The sequence below is a fragment of the Sphaerimonospora thailandensis genome (genome assembly GCF_016863115.1).
Taxonomy (GTDB): Bacteria; Actinomycetota; Actinomycetes; order Streptosporangiales; family Streptosporangiaceae; genus Sphaerimonospora; species Sphaerimonospora cavernae.
The window spans coordinates 103820-121634 of record NZ_BOOG01000017.1 but is presented as its reverse complement, the minus strand read 5'-3'; the positions used below and the strand labels follow the sequence as shown (position 1 = coordinate 121634).

General features: G+C 70.4%; 18 protein-coding genes, 1 tRNA gene and 1 pseudogene. 11 read left to right on the top strand and 9 right to left on the bottom strand.

The window, feature by feature from the left end:
* Window positions 1-4: 4 nt before the first annotated feature.
* Complete coding sequence (locus Mth01_RS10410) at window positions 5-1087, bottom strand: LacI family DNA-binding transcriptional regulator (RefSeq protein ID WP_239089536.1); 1083 nt, start codon at window positions 1085-1087, stop codon at window positions 5-7.
* Window positions 1088-1128: 41 nt separating this feature from the next.
* Window positions 1129-1344, bottom strand: a pseudogene (locus tag Mth01_RS10405) (IclR family transcriptional regulator domain-containing protein); the annotation flags it as partial.
* A 59-nt stretch (window positions 1345-1403) separates the two neighbouring features.
* Here Mth01_RS10405 and Mth01_RS10400 point away from each other — a divergent pair.
* Complete coding sequence (locus Mth01_RS10400; RefSeq protein WP_204015090.1) at window positions 1404-1556, top strand: hypothetical protein; 153 nt, start codon at window positions 1404-1406, stop codon at window positions 1554-1556.
* A gap of 75 nt (window positions 1557-1631) precedes the next feature.
* Window positions 1632-2762, top strand: a complete 1131-nt coding sequence (locus Mth01_RS10395; RefSeq protein ID WP_239089535.1) for an MFS transporter — start codon at window positions 1632-1634, stop codon at window positions 2760-2762.
* A gap of 30 nt (window positions 2763-2792) precedes the next feature.
* Here Mth01_RS10395 and Mth01_RS10390 read toward each other — a convergent pair whose 3' ends face one another.
* Window positions 2793-3164, bottom strand: a complete 372-nt coding sequence (locus Mth01_RS10390; RefSeq protein ID WP_204015087.1) for a phage holin family protein — start codon at window positions 3162-3164, stop codon at window positions 2793-2795.
* A 126-nt stretch (window positions 3165-3290) separates the two neighbouring features.
* Here Mth01_RS10390 and Mth01_RS10385 point away from each other — a divergent pair, with 126 nt between their 5' ends.
* A complete protein-coding gene (locus tag Mth01_RS10385; RefSeq protein WP_204015084.1) occupies window positions 3291-3566 on the top strand; it encodes a hypothetical protein in 276 nt (91 codons plus the stop codon).
* A 414-nt stretch (window positions 3567-3980) separates the two neighbouring features.
* Here Mth01_RS10385 and Mth01_RS10380 read toward each other — a convergent pair whose 3' ends face one another.
* Complete coding sequence (locus Mth01_RS10380) at window positions 3981-4463, bottom strand: MarR family winged helix-turn-helix transcriptional regulator (protein WP_204015081.1); 483 nt, start codon at window positions 4461-4463, stop codon at window positions 3981-3983.
* Window positions 4464-4952: 489 nt separating this feature from the next.
* Here Mth01_RS10380 and Mth01_RS10375 point away from each other — a divergent pair, with 489 nt between their 5' ends.
* The gene (locus tag Mth01_RS10375; RefSeq protein ID WP_407695930.1) at window positions 4953-5540 is read left to right on the top strand and encodes a hypothetical protein; all 588 of its coding nucleotides are present in this window, start codon (window positions 4953-4955) and stop codon (window positions 5538-5540) included.
* Between the two features lie 91 nt (window positions 5541-5631).
* Window positions 5632-5705 (top strand) — tRNA-Lys (locus Mth01_RS10370).
* A gap of 63 nt (window positions 5706-5768) precedes the next feature.
* Here Mth01_RS10370 and Mth01_RS10365 read toward each other — a convergent pair.
* Window positions 5769-6206: a protein-tyrosine phosphatase family protein gene (locus tag Mth01_RS10365; protein WP_204015078.1), complete on the bottom strand. Its 438-nt coding sequence runs from the start codon at window positions 6204-6206 to the stop codon at window positions 5769-5771.
* A gap of 317 nt (window positions 6207-6523) precedes the next feature.
* Here Mth01_RS10365 and Mth01_RS10360 point away from each other — a divergent pair, with 317 nt between their 5' ends.
* The 3 genes from Mth01_RS10360 (at window position 6524) to Mth01_RS10350 (ending at window position 11778) form a co-directional block, all read left to right on the top strand.
* Window positions 6524-7489 carry an anti-sigma factor RsbA family regulatory protein gene (locus tag Mth01_RS10360; RefSeq protein ID WP_204015075.1) on the top strand — a complete coding sequence of 322 codons (966 nt, stop codon included), beginning with the start codon at window positions 6524-6526 and terminating at the stop codon, window positions 7487-7489.
* Window positions 7490-7567: 78 nt separating this feature from the next.
* Window positions 7568-11245, top strand: a complete 3678-nt coding sequence (locus Mth01_RS10355) for an SNF2-related protein (protein ID WP_204015072.1) — start codon at window positions 7568-7570, stop codon at window positions 11243-11245.
* The gene (locus Mth01_RS10350) at window positions 11242-11778 is read left to right on the top strand and encodes a hypothetical protein (RefSeq protein WP_204015070.1); all 537 of its coding nucleotides are present in this window, start codon (window positions 11242-11244) and stop codon (window positions 11776-11778) included. The genes Mth01_RS10355 and Mth01_RS10350 overlap by 4 nt, the downstream gene beginning before the upstream one ends.
* 9 nt (window positions 11779-11787) lie before the next feature.
* Here the strand turns inward: Mth01_RS10350 and Mth01_RS10345 are convergent, their stop codons facing one another.
* On the bottom strand, window positions 11788-13071 hold the full coding sequence (locus tag Mth01_RS10345; RefSeq protein ID WP_204015068.1) for an alpha/beta hydrolase family protein: 1284 nt from the start codon (window positions 13069-13071) through the stop codon (window positions 11788-11790).
* Between the two features lie 80 nt (window positions 13072-13151).
* Here Mth01_RS10345 and Mth01_RS10340 point away from each other — a divergent pair, with 80 nt between their 5' ends.
* The 3 genes from Mth01_RS10340 (at window position 13152) to Mth01_RS10330 (ending at window position 14780) form a co-directional block, all read left to right on the top strand.
* Window positions 13152-13706 carry a helix-turn-helix domain-containing protein gene (locus tag Mth01_RS10340; RefSeq protein ID WP_204015066.1) on the top strand — a complete coding sequence of 185 codons (555 nt, stop codon included), beginning with the start codon at window positions 13152-13154 and terminating at the stop codon, window positions 13704-13706.
* A gap of 264 nt (window positions 13707-13970) precedes the next feature.
* On the top strand, window positions 13971-14213 hold the full coding sequence (locus Mth01_RS10335; RefSeq protein ID WP_239089534.1) for a hypothetical protein: 243 nt from the start codon (window positions 13971-13973) through the stop codon (window positions 14211-14213).
* Between the two features lie 171 nt (window positions 14214-14384).
* Complete coding sequence (locus Mth01_RS10330) at window positions 14385-14780, top strand: ChaB family protein (protein ID WP_204015064.1); 396 nt, start codon at window positions 14385-14387, stop codon at window positions 14778-14780.
* A gap of 158 nt (window positions 14781-14938) precedes the next feature.
* Here the strand turns inward: Mth01_RS10330 and Mth01_RS10325 are convergent, their stop codons facing one another.
* The 3 genes from Mth01_RS10325 to rfaE2 are packed head-to-tail and all read right to left on the bottom strand — an operon-like array spanning window position 14939 to window position 17734.
* The gene (locus Mth01_RS10325) at window positions 14939-15946 is read right to left on the bottom strand and encodes an SDR family oxidoreductase (protein WP_204015201.1); all 1008 of its coding nucleotides are present in this window, start codon (window positions 15944-15946) and stop codon (window positions 14939-14941) included.
* 39 nt (window positions 15947-15985) lie between these two features.
* Window positions 15986-16273 carry a hypothetical protein gene (locus tag Mth01_RS10320; RefSeq protein ID WP_204015062.1) on the bottom strand — a complete coding sequence of 96 codons (288 nt, stop codon included), beginning with the start codon at window positions 16271-16273 and terminating at the stop codon, window positions 15986-15988.
* A gap of 9 nt (window positions 16274-16282) precedes the next feature.
* Window positions 16283-17734 carry a D-glycero-beta-D-manno-heptose 1-phosphate adenylyltransferase gene (gene rfaE2, locus Mth01_RS10315; protein ID WP_204015060.1) on the bottom strand — a complete coding sequence of 484 codons (1452 nt, stop codon included), beginning with the start codon at window positions 17732-17734 and terminating at the stop codon, window positions 16283-16285.
* Window positions 17735-17815: the final 81 nt, after the last annotated feature.

The window sequence follows — 17815 nt, the reverse complement described above, 5'->3', positions numbered from 1 at the left end:
CTCCCTAACGGGTGGGCGGGGGCGTCTCGCCGGAGCCCCGCTCGATGAGCCGGGTGGGCAGTTCCAGGCGCAGGCCCGGGCCGGTGTGCCCGGACAGGCGGCGGAACAGCATTTCCGCGGCGGTCCGGCCCAGTCGTGACGGGTCCTGCGCCACGATCGTGATCCCGAGCAGGTCGGCGAGTTCGAAGTCGTCGAACCCGACCAGGGCCAGACCGGCCAGGCGCCCATGACCGTGCAGCCCCAGGCCGTGCCGTACGAGCCCGTGGTCGATGGAGCAGCGCGCCGAGATCGCGGCGAGGACCCGCAGGGTGGCCACCGTGGTCCGGCCGTTGCCGGTGAACAGCGCCGTCGGCGGGTCAGGCAGCGCGAGCAGTCGCTCGATGCCGGCGTGCACCCGTTCCTGATCCGGGGGCCCCATCCTGACCAGGCCCTCGTCGTACGGCAGGCCGGCGGCGGCGAGGGCCTCCCGGTAGCCGCGCAGCCGCTCGATCGCGGTGAAGATGGCGGGTGAGTCGGCGAGGAAGCCGATGCGCCGGTGCCCGTGCGCGATCAGGTGGGCGACCCCGGTCCGTGAGCCGCCCGCGTTGTCGCACAGCACGGTGTCGGCGCCGCATCCCGCGCCCGGCGGGCGGTCGGCGAAGACGGCCTTGATCCCGGCGTCGAACTCGGGGGCCAGATAGCCGTGATCGGTCCCGGCGGGCACGATGATCAGTCCGTCGACCCGGCGGGCGCAGAAGGCGAGGACCAGATCACGCTCTCTGGCGGGATCCTCGCCCGAGGAACCGGTGAAGACGAAGTGTTCGTGGCGCAGCGCGACGTCCTCGACCGCACGGCTGAGCCCGGAGTAGAACGGGTCGGCCACATCCTCGATCACCAGGCCGATGCTCGCGGTACGGCCCCGGCGCAGCGTCCTGGCGCTGTCGTTGCGCCGGTAGCCGAGCCGGTCGATCGCGGCCCGGACCCGCTCCGCCGTGGCCGGATTGACCCCCGGCTCGTTGTTGACGACACGGGAGACGGTCTTGAGCGCCACCCCCGCGGCGGCGGCCACGTCGTTCATGGTCGGCCGGCCGGATCGCTTCTCTCCCACGCTTGGATCATCGCGCATCCGGGGCCCGCCTGACAACGTTGTCAAGCGGTGGCGTGGAGATCGGCTTCGATCCTGGCCGCGGTGGCGAGCAGCGGGGGGAGCAGGTCGCGCCGCGCAGACTCGAGCGTGGTCCGGCCGGCATGCGACGACACGTTGACGGCCGCCGCCACTCTCCCGGTGCGTTCTCTGATCGGAGCCGCGATCGAGCGCAGTCCCTCCTCCAGTTCCTGGTCGACCAGCGCCCAGCCCTGCGCCCGTGAAGAACGGCGCGGGTAAAGCTCCCTGGCCCGCGTTCACCGAGGTGAGTCTCTCCGCGATGGCTCGCTCCTTCGGCTGTCCGGCGATCCGGCTGGACTCCCACGGCGATCTCCTCGCGACACTCGACGAGGTCGTCCCCACGCTCGCATCGCGCACCGAGCCGCTGCTCCTGGACATCGCCGTCATGCCGGACGCCGAGTTCCGTCCCTGATCACCCTTGTAAATTTGGGGGATGATGAACCGTTCTGCGATGACTCATAGCCGTTTGTTGCTTTTGGCCGGTTTTGTGCTGGCTGCGTGGAACCTCCGGCCCGCGCTGGCCGGAGTGTCGCCGCTGCTGCCCGACATCATGGGAGATCTGGGACTCACCGCGGCGCAGGGTGGGGCGATCACCACGGTCATGGTGGTCTGCCTCGGGCTGCTCGGCCCGCTGGCCCCCGTCCTCGCCGGCCGGGTCGGGCTCGACCGCACATTGCTCGTCGGCCTGCTCCTCCTGGCCGCCGGCGTTCTCGTGCGCAGCGCGGACGGCGTCGTCGCCCTGTACGGCGGGGCCGCCCTGGCGGGTGCGGCCATCGCAATCATGAACGTCACCATGCCCGCCCTGGCCAAGCAGCACTTTCCCACCCGGATCGGGCCGATCACCGGCGTCTACGTCTCGTCTCTGGTCGCCGGAGCGGCCGCCGCCTCGGCCGCGATGGTCCCGCTCGCCGGGATGGTCGGCTGGCGGTCGGCCGCCGGGTCGGCGGCGCTGCTCGCGCTGCTGGCCGCTCTGATCTGGGCGCCGCAGGCGCTTCGTACGTCGCCGCGACACGGTGGCCGCCCCTCGGGGCATCGGCCGTACCGGGCCCTGCTGCGCAACAGGACGACCTGGCTGGTCACGGCGTTCATGGGGTTGCAGTCGCTGACGTTCTACGTCACGCTGGCCTGGCTGCCGACGATCTTCCAGTCGGCGGGTGTCGCCGCCGTCCAGGCCGGATATCTGCTGGGGCTGGCGAACGCGGCCCAGATCGCGGCCACTCTCACCGTGCCGGTCCACGCCGGATCGGCCCGGTCCCAGGTCCCGCATGTGACGATTGCCGCGATCCTCACGATCATCGGGTATGGCGGGGTCCTGTTCGCACCGACGACGACGCCGTGGCTCTGGATGATCGTCCTGGGACTGGGTCAGGGCGCCTCGATCGCGCTCGCGCTGCTGCTCATCGCGTTGCGCGCGCCGGACCCGGCCTCCGTGACCGCGCTGTCGGCGGTCGCGCAGTCGAGCGGCTACGTGCTGGCGGCCATGGGGCCCGTGGCCTTCGGACTGCTCCACCAGCTCTCCGGCGGCTGGCGGGTGCCACTGCTCGCCGGGATCGGCGTGTGCGTGTTCCAGCTGGCATTCGGCGCGCTCGCCGCCAGACCGGCGCCTGCCCGGGTCTGAGACCCGGGCCGTACGGCGAGCGGACCGAGCTCAGTCGTCTCCGAGGATCATGTTGAGGAGCCAGCTGATCAGGCCGACGACGATCGCCCCCCAGAACGCCGCCCAGAATCCGCTGACCTGGAACGGGAGATCGAGCTTCTCGGCCAGCCAGCTCGTCAGCAGTAGCAGGCCGGCGTTGACCACGAGGGCGAACAGACCCAGGGTGAGCACGTAGAACGCGCACCCCACGGTCTTGATGATCGGCTTGAGCACGGCGTTCACGACGCCGAAGATCAGCGCGACCGCGAGCAGGGTGACGATTTTCTCGGTCGTGGTGCCGGCGGAGAGCGCGATGCCGGGCACCAGTTCCGTGGCGCCCCAGAGGGCTGCGGCGACGACCAGGATCTTGAGTATGACCTTCACAGGAAGAATACTTCCATGTGCTGGCAAAGAACGCGCGGGTGCGCGCGGTGAAGCCCGGGCCTGCCTCCCGACTAGGGCATAAATGGCAGGCCCGGGGGAAGTCCCCCCGCTTGGGGGTGAGGCCGGATGGACGAGCAAGAGATCGAGTCGCTGTCGGCCCGGGAACTGCACGACCGCGCCGTTCGCTATGCCGTACGGCATGGCGACTTCGGGTTTCTGTGGGACCTGCTGAAGGTGATCCCGGCGGCCGAGGCCGCCAGCGGGAAGGCCGATGAGACGGCCAACGACCTGACTCGGGTCTCAGCGCTGCTCAGCGACGCGATGGCGGCCGGGGAGGGACATCTCGGCGACGCGCTGCGCCCGGTCTACGTCGAATATTTGTCGAGGCATCCGGATGCCTGACAAGGACCGGATGCAGGCCGAAAATCCACCTGCGTATGACGTCTTCATGACAACCCCGCTTGTAGGCTTGAAGCAGATCCTCTGAGGAGGGATCAGAACAGACTTTCATGAAGAGAGGACGCGGATGGGGGAACGCGTCCGAGAAAGCGGGGGCCCGCCGGTGCCTTTGGGGAGGGTATCTCTGGCGGAACCGCTTTGATCCGGAGCCGGGTAGTTGGGGGACTGCCCGGCTCCGGCGTTTTCTTGCTCCGGTGCGCTCCGGTCCCGGCCTCCCCTCTCGACATCCCCGCAAGGTCACCCGCGAGAGATCACGCCGATCCGAGGTCTTCGGCGAGAGCCTGCCGGACGAGCACGGAGACGGCGCCCCACGTCGGGGGCGGGCACGGTGTGTCCGGGCAGGGGGCGGAACCACGGCTATGGGGCCGGGGAGCCGGCCAGGAGGCGGTGTAGCAGGGGAAGGAACGTTTCGGCCGCATGGACGAGAGCGCGGCGCTCCTCCGGCGACATCTCGTCGAGCAGCATTGCCAGCCGTTCTCTGCGCCGGCTTCGCCGATCGCCGAGCAGCTTCCGTCCGGCCTCGGTTAGGGCGATCCGGGTGGCCCGGGCGTCCCGTCGATCGGTCCGCCGGCACACCAGCCCCTCCCGTTCGAGACGCTGCACGAGCTGGGTCATGGACGGCTGGCTCACCGCCTGCTCGACCGCCAGGGCGGTGAGCCGGGTGGGGCCGTTCCGGTCCAGGTGAGCCAGCGTCGACACGGCGGTGAGGCTGATGTCGCGAGGCGTCGAGACCTGGCGTACGGCGAGCGTGGCGAGCTCTTCCAGCACCACGGCGACATGGTCGCCGGCCGCGACCGACTCGAGATCGGATGGTCCGTCATCGGTGTGGGCGATTTCCATGGTCATCCCGATCGCTGGGCGATTTTGCATAGGAAGCTTATGTAATGCCTCGGCAATCCGGTACGCGTGGGATGGCGGGAAAGCCATGGTTGGGGCAACTGGGGTGGTTCATGACGGTCCAGGGGGGTTCCTGACCTGGTCTTGGGGTAACCGGGTAGATCTTCTTGGCATTATGGGTGTTTCGTTTTGCTCTGTCCTGACCTGTCCGGTAACGTCCTAATTGTCATCAACCGATGGCCGGGTTGTTCCTCGGAGAGGAGATCTACGTGGGGGACACCATCCGCTGATCCGAGCCATAACGGATCACACGTCTGATCGACTGCGGCACTCCAGTCGCACGGTCCTAACCCCAGCGCCAGCAGCGCGTGGCACGGGCGCCTGACTCTTATCGCCCAGTTGAACGCCCCTTGTTAGCGGCCCCCGAGCTTAGCGGGTCGGCCCAAAGACTCCTGGCCTGCTCCTGCCGTCTCACGAAAGTTCCCGATTCTCGTGTTCAAGACTCTGTTTGACCTGCGTAATAACCGAAGCGTCTCGAAGCTGAGCGCCCTCGCGTGCACCGTCGCCGTCGGCGCCTCCCTCGTGGCAGCCGCCCCCGCCCCGGTCGCACCGGTTGTCAAGCCGGTCAACCAGACGGTTACGGCATCCGACAACACCGCCCCCATGCAGGAGGAAGTCCTGCTCCGCGGCACCACCCTCGGCTCGTACTTCTGGGACGACGCCTCCGGCCGGCAAGGCGACACGGGCCTGCCCGCCATCGGCCTGCCGATGCAGAAGGGGATGTTCGCCAGCCCGAGCTGGCCGCTCGGCACCGAGGGCTACATCTTCTACAAGGGCAAGAAGGCCCCGTTCTTCATCGGCGACCGTGGTCCGGGCGTCCCCTCGGAGAGCGGCGTCATGCTCGACATCGACGGCAAGACCTTCGCCGAACTCGTCGGTGAGAGCTGGAACGAAGACTCGCTGACCGTCAGCGGCGACGAGGGCCACATCCAGGTGGACTACGTCGTGACCAAGTGGGGCGACGGCCCCGGCACCCCGGGTGAGCCCCTCCCCTTCTCGTCGGGTGCCTGGCAGGGCTGAGCCCTGATCGGGGTCCCCGGTCCGGGACTTCCGAGACCATGTTCTGGTGTGCGTGCGGACCTCAGGGCTGCTAGGGTTACGCACGTCGCCTGCGCCGCTAGCTCAGTTGGTCAGAGCAGCTGACTCTTAATCAGCGGGTCCGGGGTTCGAGTCCCTGGCGGCGCACAGACAGAAGCCCAGGTCGGTTATATCCGGCTTGGGCTTTTGGCGTCATCCGAAGTCCCCGGTTCATCCGAAGTCGCTGAATCGGGCGACGAAACGGCGTTGCCAGGGTGTCTCGACGGCACGTGACGCGTAGTGCCGCCGGACGTATGCGACCGCCTCCTCGCCCGGCACTCCGTCGAGCACGGCCAGACAGGCCAGCGCGGTGCCGGTGCGGCCGTATCCGCCGCCGCAGGCCACCTCGACGCGCTCGGTCTCAGCCCGTTCCCATGCCTCGCGCAGTGCCGTGGCCGCGGCGGCGCGGTCGGACGGCAGCCGGAAATCCGGCCAGCGAACCCAGCGCTGCTCCCATTCGACGGGGAGTGGCCTGCGGCCCAGCAGGTAGAGCGCGAATGCGGGCCGAGGTCCCCGGGGGAGCGGGTGTCTCAGTCCCCGCCCGCGGACGAGCCGCCCCGAGGGCAGTCGCAGCACGCCCGCCGCCGTGGGCTCCCACGTAACGATCACGTCGTCAGCGTAACCGCTCGGCCGGCGTTCCGTCCCTGCCCTATCCTCGACGGCTGAGCGGCCCGGTCGGCTTCTCACTGCCGGGAGATGCCTGGGACGGGACAGCCCGTGATCCCGTTTTCTCCCACACAATAACCACGCCGTCGGCCAGACCGTGGTTCACGCCCAGAGCACAAGGATCTCTCCTGTCCGGACTGTTCCCAGGCAATCGTTATGGCTCTGGAGTGGTGTCAGGGCTGCTCAAGCGTACGCTGAGGAAAGAGCCGACACGCGGCGGACCAGGCGGACCATCGGACACCGGGAGCTGGACTCCTGACATGAGCACGCTGAAGCACCCGGCTACCACCGAGGCGGCCGACGTGTTCCGGCACATCGCTCTGCTCTACCGCGACGACGACGAGTACGCGACGTTGTGTGCCGCCCTGGTCGAGGAGGCGCTGGCACGCGGAGACCCGGCCCTGGTCGTCGTGCCCGGCCGGGGCGGTGATCTGATCCGGGAGTGTCTCGGCCCGAAGGCGGCGGGGGTCTCGTTCAAGGACATGGCCGTCGCCGGGCGCAACCCGGGCCGGATCATCCCCGGCGTCCTGCTGGCCTTCGCCGCCGCGCATCGGGGCCGCCACGTATGGATCACCGGGGAGCCGATCTGGTCCGGCCGCAGCGGCGTCGAGTATCCGGCCTGCGTCGCCCACGAAGCGCTGATCAACGCCGTCTTCGCCGGACGTCGGGCGACGATCCTGTGTCCGTACGACGTCTCCCGGCTGGAACCGGCGGTTGTCGCCGACGCGCATCGGACACACCCCCTGATACAGGACGGCAAGGGCACCCGGGCCAGCCCCGCCTACGCCGACCCGCTGGAGACCGCGGCGGCGTTCGACCTGCCACTTCCGGCGCCGCCGCGGGGCGCCCCCACCTGTGTCTTCCGCGATGTCGGCGAGCTGCCGCGGGTGCGGGCCTTCCTCGCGAAGCAGGTCGAGGCGTTCGGGCTCCGGGGCCACCGGACGACCGAACTGCTCATCGCGGTCAACGAGCTCGCGACGAACACCACCGAGTACACCCGGGGGCCCGGCACGCTGACGGTCTGGGCGGAGAACGGCAGTCTGGTGTGCCATCTGGACGACCCGGGCCAGATCACCGATCCGCTCGCGGGGCGGGTGCCGCCGCCCGACAGCGCCACCCACGGCAGAGGCCTGCTCGTCGTCAACGAGCTCGCCGATCTGGTACGCGTACACCGGCACGCCTCCGGCACCCGCTTCCGCCTGCACTTCGATCTGCTCACCAGGTGAGAGAAACGGAGTATCTCAGGGCCATGGGCTTGGTCCAACGGACGGGCAGAGTGCCGGTTGATCGCCGATAATGGACCGGTGCCGAAGACCAGCCCCCCTACTCCCGCCATCCTGGCCAAGACGCGGCGTTCAGCGATCCCGGAGGACCCCGATGAGTTCTTCGTCCTGCTGAAGGAGGCGTGTCAGGGCGCACCGCACTCCGACGGGCTGATCGCCGAGGTCACCCGGAGGGCGACCCAGGGCACACTGGGGCCCCGCGAACTCCACCAGGTGCTGCTGGCCGGCGACCACGGGAAGTGGGCCGCCGCGCGCGAAGCCGCATGGGCGGCGGTCTCGGCGGCGCCGGAACACGCGGTGACCATCCTCAACCTGGAGGCGCAGCGTCTGGGCGGCTCACTCGGCATGGTCGAGGGAATGGCGGAAGAAGGGGTGTTCACCGCGCAGGCGAGCATCGGGAACGTTCCCGCCGCAGGGCAGGTGGCAGGCGGTGCCAGCAAGAAGACCGCCCGGCGGGCTGCGGCGCTGTCCCTGCTGGCCATCCTGAGCGGGTTCCCGGACCCTACCGTGGGGGCCGCTGGGCCGAGGGAGGCGGTGGCCGCCTTCAAGCCGCCCCAATACGGGGATCGCGAGGTGGAGGAGTGGCTCGACTCCGAGGTGGCACGCGACCACCCGGATCCGATGCTGATCGGGGCGCTGAAGGTCAGGCGGCTGACCGTGCGCATGCTGTACCTGCTGCTGTTCGAGGCGGACCCGCGAGGCTGGGCCGAGGCCCGCGCCATCGCCTGGGAGCAACTGCGCGGCAACCCGCTGCAAGCGGGCGGGGTGTTGACGCTGCGGACGCAGGCCGAGCGCCGGCCGTCGGTGCGATACCTGGAGTTCGCGAACACCACCGCGATGGCCGTCACCGAGGACGATCGGGGGCCGGTGCTGGGGGAGCCCGCGACGGCGGTCACCTGGAAGGGCGCCAGAGCCGGGGCCGCCCTTGCCCTGATCGCGGAGCTGATCCCGCCGCCGGCCGGCCAGCCGGAGCAGCGGGCCGGGACGGGTAACCCGGTCGGCGAACTGAACGAGCGTGCGCAGATCGGCACGATCGGTGATCTGACGTACGAGGTGTCCGTCACCGGCCCGCCTCATCAGCCGTTCTTCACCTGCAGGGCATCCTGCGTCCACAACGCGATGCCCGTGTCGGCCGCCGCGGGCGGGCGGGGCAAGGCGGAGGCGAAGGCCGCCGCGGCGGCGGCGCTGCTCGAACAACTCGAAGACGGCGACAAGGCAGAGCGAGACGGCACGACGCGGCCGGTGGCTGAGGCCCGCGGGCCCGTCGGCATCACCGGCAAGCTGCTACGGGCCGGATGCGATTTCGGCTATCGGCAGGGGCGGTTGGAGCTCGGTCCGCTGCCCGAGCCGCTCGACGGATGGACGGCATCCCTGGAACAGGCGCTCCCCGGACTCGCCGCCGCGCCCGGGCCCTGGGGACAGGCCGCGCGAGCGATCTTGGCGGCCGTGGCGGAACGGCGGGTCTACCCGTCGGTGGATGCCGACGGGCGCGACCGTTGGCTGCCGCTGCTGGATGCGCCCCTCCCCGAAGAGGTGCCGGCCGGGTTCGCCGGAGACGTCGCCGACCTGCTGCTCCGGCCCCCCGGTGCCCGGCTGATCCTGGGGGCCGTGCCGTACGCCTCGGCACCGAGAACGCTTGACGATCACGCGGCCGACTGGGCGGACCGCTGCGCCGAGATCGCCAATCCTGTGCCGCCGAAGCCCATCATCATCCGGGTCCACCCCGGGACCACCCCGCACGCCGAGATCCACCCTGAGGAACTGGGCGAACCGGAGCTGCGCCGGCTGCGGCGCGCGGCCAGGCAGTGGCCGCCGCTCGAGCGGATCAGGCGTGGTGAGACGGCGATCAACGGCGCCGAGCTGATCGCCCTCCTCGCCGCCGAACTGCCGGGCATCACCGTGGAGTGGCCGATCGAGGTGGCGCGGCAGCTCACCGTCGGGACCGTCCTGCGGACCAGCGGCGCCCATTCCTCGGCGTCCGCCGCTCACGTCGACTGGCGGCTGTTCCTCGACGGTGAGCCGCTCACCGAGGAGGAGCAGGCGGCGGTCGCGGCCGCCGATGGGATGGTACGGCTGCGCGGTGCCTGGGTGGTGGCGGACCCGAATCTGCTCCGTCGTCCCAGACCGCGTGAGGTCACCGGTGGGCAGGCGCTGGCGGCGGCCCTGACGGGGCAGCTCACGCTGGAGGGCCGGCCGGTGCCCTGCGTCGCCGGCGGCGAGCTGCGCGACCTGGTCATGCGGCTGCGGCAGGATGCGGACAGCACGACCGGCATCCCGGCGGGCCTGACCGCGGTGCTCCGTGACTATCAGCGGCGGGCGCTCGACTGGCTGGCCAGGGTCACCGGGGCGGGCTTCGGAGCGCTGCTGGCCGACGAGATGGGGCTGGGGAAGACCCTGACCGTGATCGCCTATCACCTGCATCGCGGTGGTGAGCAGCCCACACTGGTGGTCTGTCCGGCCTCGCTGCTGGCCAACTGGGAGCGGGAGTTCGCCAAGTTCGCCCCCGGGGTCACGGTGCGGCGCTACCACGGCCTCGCCCGCGACCTGGAGGGCCTGTCACCCGGCGAGGTGGTGGTGACCAGCTACGGAACGATGACCCGGGACTCCGATCGGCTGGCCGCCATGCAATGGGAGCTGGTGGTCGCCGACGAGGCCCAGCAGATCAAGAATCATCGATCGCAGGCGGCCCGGGCGCTGCGCACGCTACCCGCGTCGACCAGGATCGCGGTCACCGGCACCCCGGTGGAGAACACGCTCAGTGAGCTGTGGGCGATCCTCGACTGGACCAATCCCGGCCTGTTCGGCACCCTCACCGCGTTCCGCGAGCGGTACGGCAGAGCCGAGCACAACCCCGGCGGGGAGGCGGCCGCGACCCTGGCCCGGCTGATCGGGCCGTTCATGCTGCGGCGTGCCAAGTCCGATCCAGGGGTGGCGCCGGAGCTGCCGGAGAAGGTGGTCAGCGACCGGTTCGTGACGCTCACCGACGAGCAGGCCGCACTGTATCGGGCGGTCACCCGTCAGACGCTCGACCAGGTGAAGGCGAGCACCGGGATGGCGCGCCGCGGCCATGTGCTCCGGCTGCTGCAGGCGCTCCGGCAGATCTGCAACTCACCCGCTCAGTATCTGCGGCAGCCGCCCACCGGCTGGGACCCCGATGCCGAGTCCGCGCGTTCGGGGAAACTGCAGGCGCTGGAGGAACTGCTGGAGCAGGCGCTCGCCGCCGGAGACGCGGCCCTGGTGTTCACCGGGTACGTCTCCATGGGCCATCTGATCATGAGCCATCTGGCGGCCCGTGGCGTCGCCGCCGACTTCCTTCACGGCGGTGTGCCGGTGACGCGGCGGCAGGAGCTGGTGGACCGATTCCAGGCCGGGGAGAACCCGGTGCTGGTGCTGTCGGTGCGGGCCGCCGGGTTCGGGCTCAACCTCACCCGTGCCCGGCACGTGATCCACTTCGACCGGCCGTGGAACCCGGCCGTGGAGGACCAGGCCACCGACCGGGCGCACCGGATCGGGCAGCATGCCACGGTGCAGGTCCACCACCTGATCGCGGAGGGCACGGTGGAGGACCGGATAGCCGAACTCCTCGCCCGCAAACGCGAATTGACCGAGGCGGTGCTCTCCGGCGGCGAGACCGCGTTCACGGAGCTGGACGACGCCGAGCTGACCGCCCTCGTAGAACTGAGCGGAGGCATGACATGACCACGCAGTGGTGGTTGGAGGAGACGCCACCTCCGGAAGTTCCCGGCGTGCCGCGACTGACCCTGCTGCTGGACGACGCGGCGGCCCGGGCGGCCGCGCTGCTGCGCGGGGAACCGGAGCCGGTGAGCGACGACCCGCTCGCCGACGCGGTCCGCATCCTGGCCGGCCCCGGCGGGCACGAGTTCGTCGCGGAAGCCGCACGGCAGACCGGACTGCCGGAAGAGGAACTGCGGCGGCTGGTGCTCGCCCACCGGCACGGCGGTTCCACCGGGGTGCTCACCGCGCTCGCTCCTGCTCCGGTCGATCCGGCAGAGGCGATCCGGGAGATCCAGGCGCGGCGGGGCTTCGCGGGTCTGACGGCCGAGCCCGGAATGGTCACGGACCTTACCGCGAAAGTACAGGTCAGGCATGGTGCGGATGGCCGGTGGTACCCGTTCACGCTGTGGCGGGACCGTTGGTGGCCCGCCACGGGCGCGACCATCTCCCCGGGCGCGGCCTTCCAGGCGGCGCAGCGCGCCCGCCGGGCGCGATGATCGCGAGGCCTACACGTTTCGATCGGGGAGGTGATCGATGATCCAGCCGGTCACGGTGGCGAGGACCTCGGGGTCGGTGGGCGTGCGCACCAGCTTCTTGTAGGCCTTCAGGCTGGGGGCGGCCGGGTCGCGGCGGAGCAGGTGAGTCAGGTCGGGCACGAGGGCCGTTCGTACCGGACCTCCGGCAACGGCGGCGATCTCGTCCAGGTCGGCGGGGTCGGTCTGCAGGTCCTTCGCGCCGGTGAGCGCCAGCAGCGGCACGTGTGACGCGCGCAGGAACGGCTTGGGGTCGAAGGCGATGAACTCCCGGTGCCACCTGGCGTTGACCTTCCGGCCCTGAATCCGGGCGATGTCCGTCGTCGTGGCCTTGATCCGGGCGACGGCCTGCGCCTGCTTCCTGATCACGTCGACGCGGAGGAGGCGCAGGAGAGCGCGGACCGGTCCGGGCAGGCTCGCGGCGATCTGCCGGGTCTGCCACGTCAACGTCTCCTCGCCGGTCTTCGCCATGCCGGACAACAGCACGACCCCGGCGGGTTCGCTGTCCAAGAGTGCCGTCGCGACGCAGGCGCCCTCGCTGTGGCCGATGACGAACACCACCTCCGGATCGACGTCCGTACGAGACCGCAACCAGGCGAGCGCGGCCCGCGCGTCGTCGACGTTGTCCTGCAGTCCGGTGGCGAGGAAGGTGCCCTGCGACTCCCCGACGCCGCGCTTGTCGTAGCGGAATGATGCCACTCCGGCGCGGGCCAGGGCGTGCGCGAGGTCACGGCTGACCCCGATGGGCAGCTTGGGGTGGTTCGCGTCCCGGTCGAGTTCGCCGGAGCCGGTGATGATCAGCGCGGTGGGGTACGGCCCCGGCCCGTCGGGGAGCGCCAGTGTGCCGCCGAAGGTCAGGTCACCGGAGCGGAACGTGACGCGCTCCTCGGCCACCTGCGCCGGCAGGCCGGCCGCCTCCCGGATGTGGGTGGCGACCCTCGGCGCCTCCGGGACGCTGACGAGCAACTCGCCGAAGTCGGCGCCGTCGGCCAGCCTCACCCTGACCGCCGGCGTCCCGCGGCGTACGACCATGAACGCCGGTCCACCGGGCCTCCGCCAGGTTCCGATCTTGGTCCGGGTCGGTATGGCCAGGCCGGGGGCGCGCAACCCGCGGGCGTTCGCCACGCCGTCCGCCACGACGGAGACGTCCTGGACCGCCGAGAGCGGCACCCGGATGTCGCCGTGCAGCCCCGCGAACTTCTCACTTTGGCTCAGCTCCAGCGTCAGCTCGCTCCCGGTCACCTTGATCGTCGCCATGATGTGTCGTCCTTTCCGCTTCGTGCGGAAGTGAGTATTCTCAACTTTGAGATTGATGTCAACTATGAGAAGGTTGGATCATGGGGATCTCGAAGACGACCACGAAAACCACGTCAGTCGACCTGCTCCTGCACCCGGTGCGCCTGCGCGTCGTCCAGTCCCTGCTGGGCGATCGCCGGATGACCACCGCCGCCCTGGCGGAGGAACTCTCCGACGTCTCCCCGGCCACGCTCTATCGCCACGTGGCCGCGCTCGCGAACGCCGGTGTGCTGGAGGTGGTCGACGAGCAGCGGGTGCGGGGCGCGGTGGAGCGCACCTACGCGCTGCGTCTGCCGGCCGCGCAGGTCACGGAGGAGGACCTCGCCGCGATGTCGCCGGACGACCACCGAAAGGCCTTCATGGCCTTCGTGGCGGGGCTGCTGACCGACTTCGACCGTTACGCCGACCGGGACGACATCGACCTGCGCCGCGACGGCGTCGGATATCGCCAGGCCGCGTTCTGGCTCACGGACGACGAACTGACCGAGTTCATGACCGATCTCCGAGGCGTGTTCGAGACATGGATGAGCCGGGGCCCGGCGGAAGGACGGGTGAGAAGGACGCTCACCACCGTCCTGATGCCGTCCACCTCATGACCTCCTCGGCCGGCCGTGGACTGTGATGCTTCGCCGCGCGAAGCGCGGACCAAGAGGAGATCACGGTGTTCAAAGGGGCGGCATGGGCCGGTGCGGGGGGCGCCCGCGGGATCAAAGCCCGACGAAGTGATCACATCGAGCGGGAGATCTTCACCTGGCGGACGGTGAGCCGGGCGCCGGGCGGGGGACACCGTCTCTCACTACCGTTCGTGTCCGGGCGATTGCTCTCGTTCCCGGCCGTCGAAGCCTGGAGGTGGTGACGAAGTGCGAGTCTCAGCCGAGGACGCGGTCTGGAGACAACTGCGCGGGGAATACGCGGGCCGCTGGTCGATCTGGCGGAGCGATGCCGGGCGCTGGTATGCGACCAGGCTGACAAGGTCCCTGTCCCGTGCGGAGATGGATCGGGGCCTGATCATGACGGCGTCCGGCGAGGACGCGGACGAGCTCCGCGAGTTGCTCGCCGCCCAGGAACAGTTGGCCGCCCACCCCCTCACCTCCTGGCCGTGATCTTGCGAATACTCGCATGCAGGGGCCAGGAGCAGGCATTTCGCGTTCGTGATCTTGCAGTTTCTCGCAAGCTGAGCCGTACCGTTCGCAGTTCCTCCCGCGGTCCCCGACGTTTGAGACACGCGGGGAGGAAAGAGCAGAAAGGAGGAGCCCTGAAGGGGGGAACCGGCCATGCCGGCACGTGAGGAACTCCCGTCGACCCTGGCGCGCTCGCCGAAGAAGGCCCAGGAGACGTGGATCAAGGCGCATGACTCGGCCGTCGAGACGTACGGCGAGGGCCAGCGGGCCCACCGTACGGCGTTCGCCGCGCTCAAGCACTCGTTCGAGAAGGTCGGCGACCACTGGGAGGAGAAGGGCGGGCGCGGCCCCTCCGATGAGCAGGCGAAGAAGGGCACGCCCAAGCCCGGCGAGACCGCCGAGGGCGTGGACGCGAACGCGTCCAAGCAGCACCTTTACGATGTCGCTTCCCGCCTCGGCATCGAGGGCAGGTCGAAGATGAGCAAGGACGAGCTGGTCGACGCCATCAAGAAGGCCAACCGCCAGGCCACCGCCAAGGCCCGCGAGTAGGGGGACGCCCCTCAGCCGGTGGCGCGCTTCACCAGGCCCTGTACGGCCAGACGGATCGCGTGCCGGTCGTCGAGTAGGCGTCGATCACGGTCACCGCGATGCCGTCCTCATCAAGCAGGTCGGCGGCGGCGAGGGCCATCCATCCCTGTCAGGTCATTTCACGGCAGCCGCTTCGCGGCGGACCACAGGGCGAGGGCCGCGGCGGTGGCGAGGCCCGCCGCTCCCGTGGTGACCAGGCGCCGGTGCCGCGACAGCCACGTCTGGACGCTGCGCGGGTGGGAGCGTTCGTCGAAGCCGCCGTGGGCGCCGTAGTCACGGTCGGTGTCCGCCGGCTCCCAGAGGTTCGACACGCCCGAGGGCGGCTTGCCGTCGACGAGCTGGGACCGCACACCGGTCCTGGCCAGATAGCGGTCGAGCAGTGCGGGGGCGATCCGCTGCCCCAGGATCGTGGCCGCCGTGCTGCCGCCGACCCAGTACTCCTTGCGCTCGGGATGCTCGGCCGCGAAGACCAGTGCCTCGGCGGCCACCTCCGGCTGGTAGATCGGCGGTACGGGCTGCGCGTGGCGCCGCATCCGGGTCAGTCCCCAGTCGAACTGCGGGGTGTTCAGCGCGGGCAGCTGCACCATGGTTATCCTCACGCCGGAGTCGTCGGCCAGCAGCTCGGTCCGCAGCGCCTCGGTGAACCCCTTGATCGCGTGCTTGGCCCCGCAGTACGCCGACTGCAGCGGGATCGACCGGTGGGCCAGCGCGGAGCCCGCCTGCACGATCACGCCGCGGTCGCGCGGCCGCATCAACTCCAGCGCCGCCCGGGTGCCCCACACGTAACCCAGATAGGTCACCCGGGTGACGCGTTCGAACTCCTCTGGGGATATCTTCATGAACGGCGCGAACACCGTCGTGAACGCGACATTGATCCACACGTCGATCGGGCCCAGCTCGACCTCGATCTGCTGGGCGGCCTGCCGTACACGGTCGTAGTCCGCGACGTCGACCTCGTACACCTTGGCGACGCCGCCCTCCACGCCGACGTCCACCGACGCGCCGGCGAGCCCGGCCTCGCCGCGGGCGATGAGCGCGACCTTCGCCCCCTCGGCGCCCAGCCGGCGGGCCACCGCCCGGCCGACACCGCCGCTCGCTCCGGTCACCACCACGACCTTGCCGTGCAGGCTCACCCCGGCATTCTCCCTTCCGGTTTCATCGGCTTGTCAGCCTCTCGACTCGGGACCGCCGCCCAGTTTCCGCTGCTTGCGTACGGCGAACGCGATGCTGATGACGACGCCCAGGGCGATCACCGCCACGACCCCGGTCAGCCAGAACTCACGGCTGGCGGCCGACAAGATCCCCACCGCGACGCAGAAGAGTAGGACGAACGACGCGATCCGGATGCGGATCACGTCCATCGGCGTCGCCTGCACCATGGCCTTCCCGGTGGGCGACACCTGTTCTTCACCCCAGCTCGGTTCCTCACCCCTACGCGTTGGTTCCTCACCCATATGCGCCCCCTACCCCCGAATCCGGTTCACTATCGCGGTCGTCGAGCGTTCCGGCACGTAGCTCAGCACGCGGACCTCGCCGCCCAGCCGCCTGACCAGCTCCGCCTCCGGCAGCAGGTCGGGATGGTAGTCGCCGCCCTTGACGTAGAGATCCGGACGGACGAGCGTGAGCAGCTCGGCGGGGCTGTCCTCCTCGAAGACGGTGATGTAGTCGACGCAGCCCAGCGCCGCCAGCACGGCCACCCGGTCCTCGCAATGGTTGATCGGCCGGCCCCGTCCCTTCAGCCGGGCCACCCCGGCATCGCCGTTCACCGCGACGACGAGCACGTCGCCGAGGCGGGCCGCCTCCTCCAGGTACGCCACATGGCCCCGGTGCAGCACGTCGAAGCAGCCGTTGGTGAAGACGATCCGCCGGCCCTGCTCTCGCTCGCGCGCCAGGCAGGCGACGAGGCGATCGGGCGGCAGCGCGGCGTCGGGGCGGAGGGCACGCCTCAGATCGTCGTGCGCGCAGACCGCCGTACCCGCCCGCCGGACCACGACGCTCGCCGCCGCCTGCGCGATGTCGGCCGCCGCCTCCGGGGCCGCGCCCGCCGCCAGGCCCAGGGCGAAGGCCGCGGTGAACGTGTCACCGGCGCCGATGCTCATCGTGTCCGGCGCCGGCGTGGCAAAGGTCCGGTACGGCTCACGCCCCCGCCGGTGCAGCAGCGTCCCCTCGCCGTCGAGCGTGGTGACCACGAGCTCGGCGCCGGTGGCCGCCAGCAGCCGATCCGAACGGGACGACAGGAAGGCCGGCCGGTCGCCGTCCCCGCTTTCGCCGAGGAGGCGCTGCACCTCCCGGTAGTTGGGCAGCACCACGCTGGGGCGGCTGTCTCGCCAACTGGCCACGTCGTGCGCGTCCACGACGAGCACCCGCCCACCTGCCGCCGATTCACGCGACGCGGATTCACGCAGGGCCTGCCGTACCGCCGGGGTGCACACGCCGCCGCCGTAGTCGCAGGCCACGACGACGTCGGCGTTCGCGACCAGCCGGGTGATCCGTTCGATGAGCTCGTGCTCGGCCGACTCGGGGATCGGCGAGCAGTCCTCCTCGTCGTACCTCGCCACGATCTGGCCGTCGGTTAACACGCGGCGCTTGACCGAGGTGCGCCGGCTCCCCACGACCACCAGGCCGTCCACGCCGAGGCCGCCGAGGATCGCGCCGAGCGTCGCCCCGGCCGGGTCGGCCCCCGTCACCCCCACCATGTGCACCCGGGCGCCGAGGGCGGCCAGGTTGGCGGCGGCGTTGGCCGCGCCGCCCGGCTGCTCCTCGATCTCCTCCACCGAGACCACCGGCACCGGGGCCTCCTGGGCCATCCGGCTGCTGTGGCCGCGCAGCCACGAGTCGAGCATGACGTCCCCGACGACGACAGCGGTGACGTCGCCGAACCTGTCCAGCGTCTCTTCCGCCCTGAAGTCCGTCATGTCGGGCCGTTACCCCGAGAAGCAGTCAAGAAACAGCCCGTGACATCCCCCCTGTCCGGCCTGTCCGCTCAACAGTGCTGC

Bases quoted from the DNA above. Each gene is read 5' to 3' on its own strand.
- Mth01_RS10400 (WP_204015090.1), top strand. From the start codon at position 1,404: ATGGCTCGCTCCTTCGGCTGTCCGGCGATCCGGCTGGACTCCCACGGC.
- Mth01_RS10385 (WP_204015084.1), top strand. From the start codon at position 3,291: ATGGACGAGCAAGAGATCGAGTCGCTGTCGGCCCGGGAACTGCACGAC.
- Mth01_RS10380 (WP_204015081.1), bottom strand. From the start codon at position 4,463: ATGGAAATCGCCCACACCGATGACGGACCATCCGATCTCGAGTCGGTC.
- Mth01_RS10360 (WP_204015075.1), top strand. From the start codon at position 6,524: ATGAGCACGCTGAAGCACCCGGCTACCACCGAGGCGGCCGACGTGTTC.
- Mth01_RS10350 (WP_204015070.1), top strand. From the start codon at position 11,242: ATGACCACGCAGTGGTGGTTGGAGGAGACGCCACCTCCGGAAGTTCCC.
- Mth01_RS10345 (WP_204015068.1), bottom strand. From the start codon at position 13,071: ATGGCGACGATCAAGGTGACCGGGAGCGAGCTGACGCTGGAGCTGAGC.
- Mth01_RS10340 (WP_204015066.1), top strand. From the start codon at position 13,152: ATGGGGATCTCGAAGACGACCACGAAAACCACGTCAGTCGACCTGCTC.
- Mth01_RS10330 (WP_204015064.1), top strand. From the start codon at position 14,385: ATGCCGGCACGTGAGGAACTCCCGTCGACCCTGGCGCGCTCGCCGAAG.
- Mth01_RS10320 (WP_204015062.1), bottom strand. From the start codon at position 16,273: ATGGGTGAGGAACCAACGCGTAGGGGTGAGGAACCGAGCTGGGGTGAA.
- rfaE2 (WP_204015060.1), bottom strand. From the start codon at position 17,734: ATGACGGACTTCAGGGCGGAAGAGACGCTGGACAGGTTCGGCGACGTC.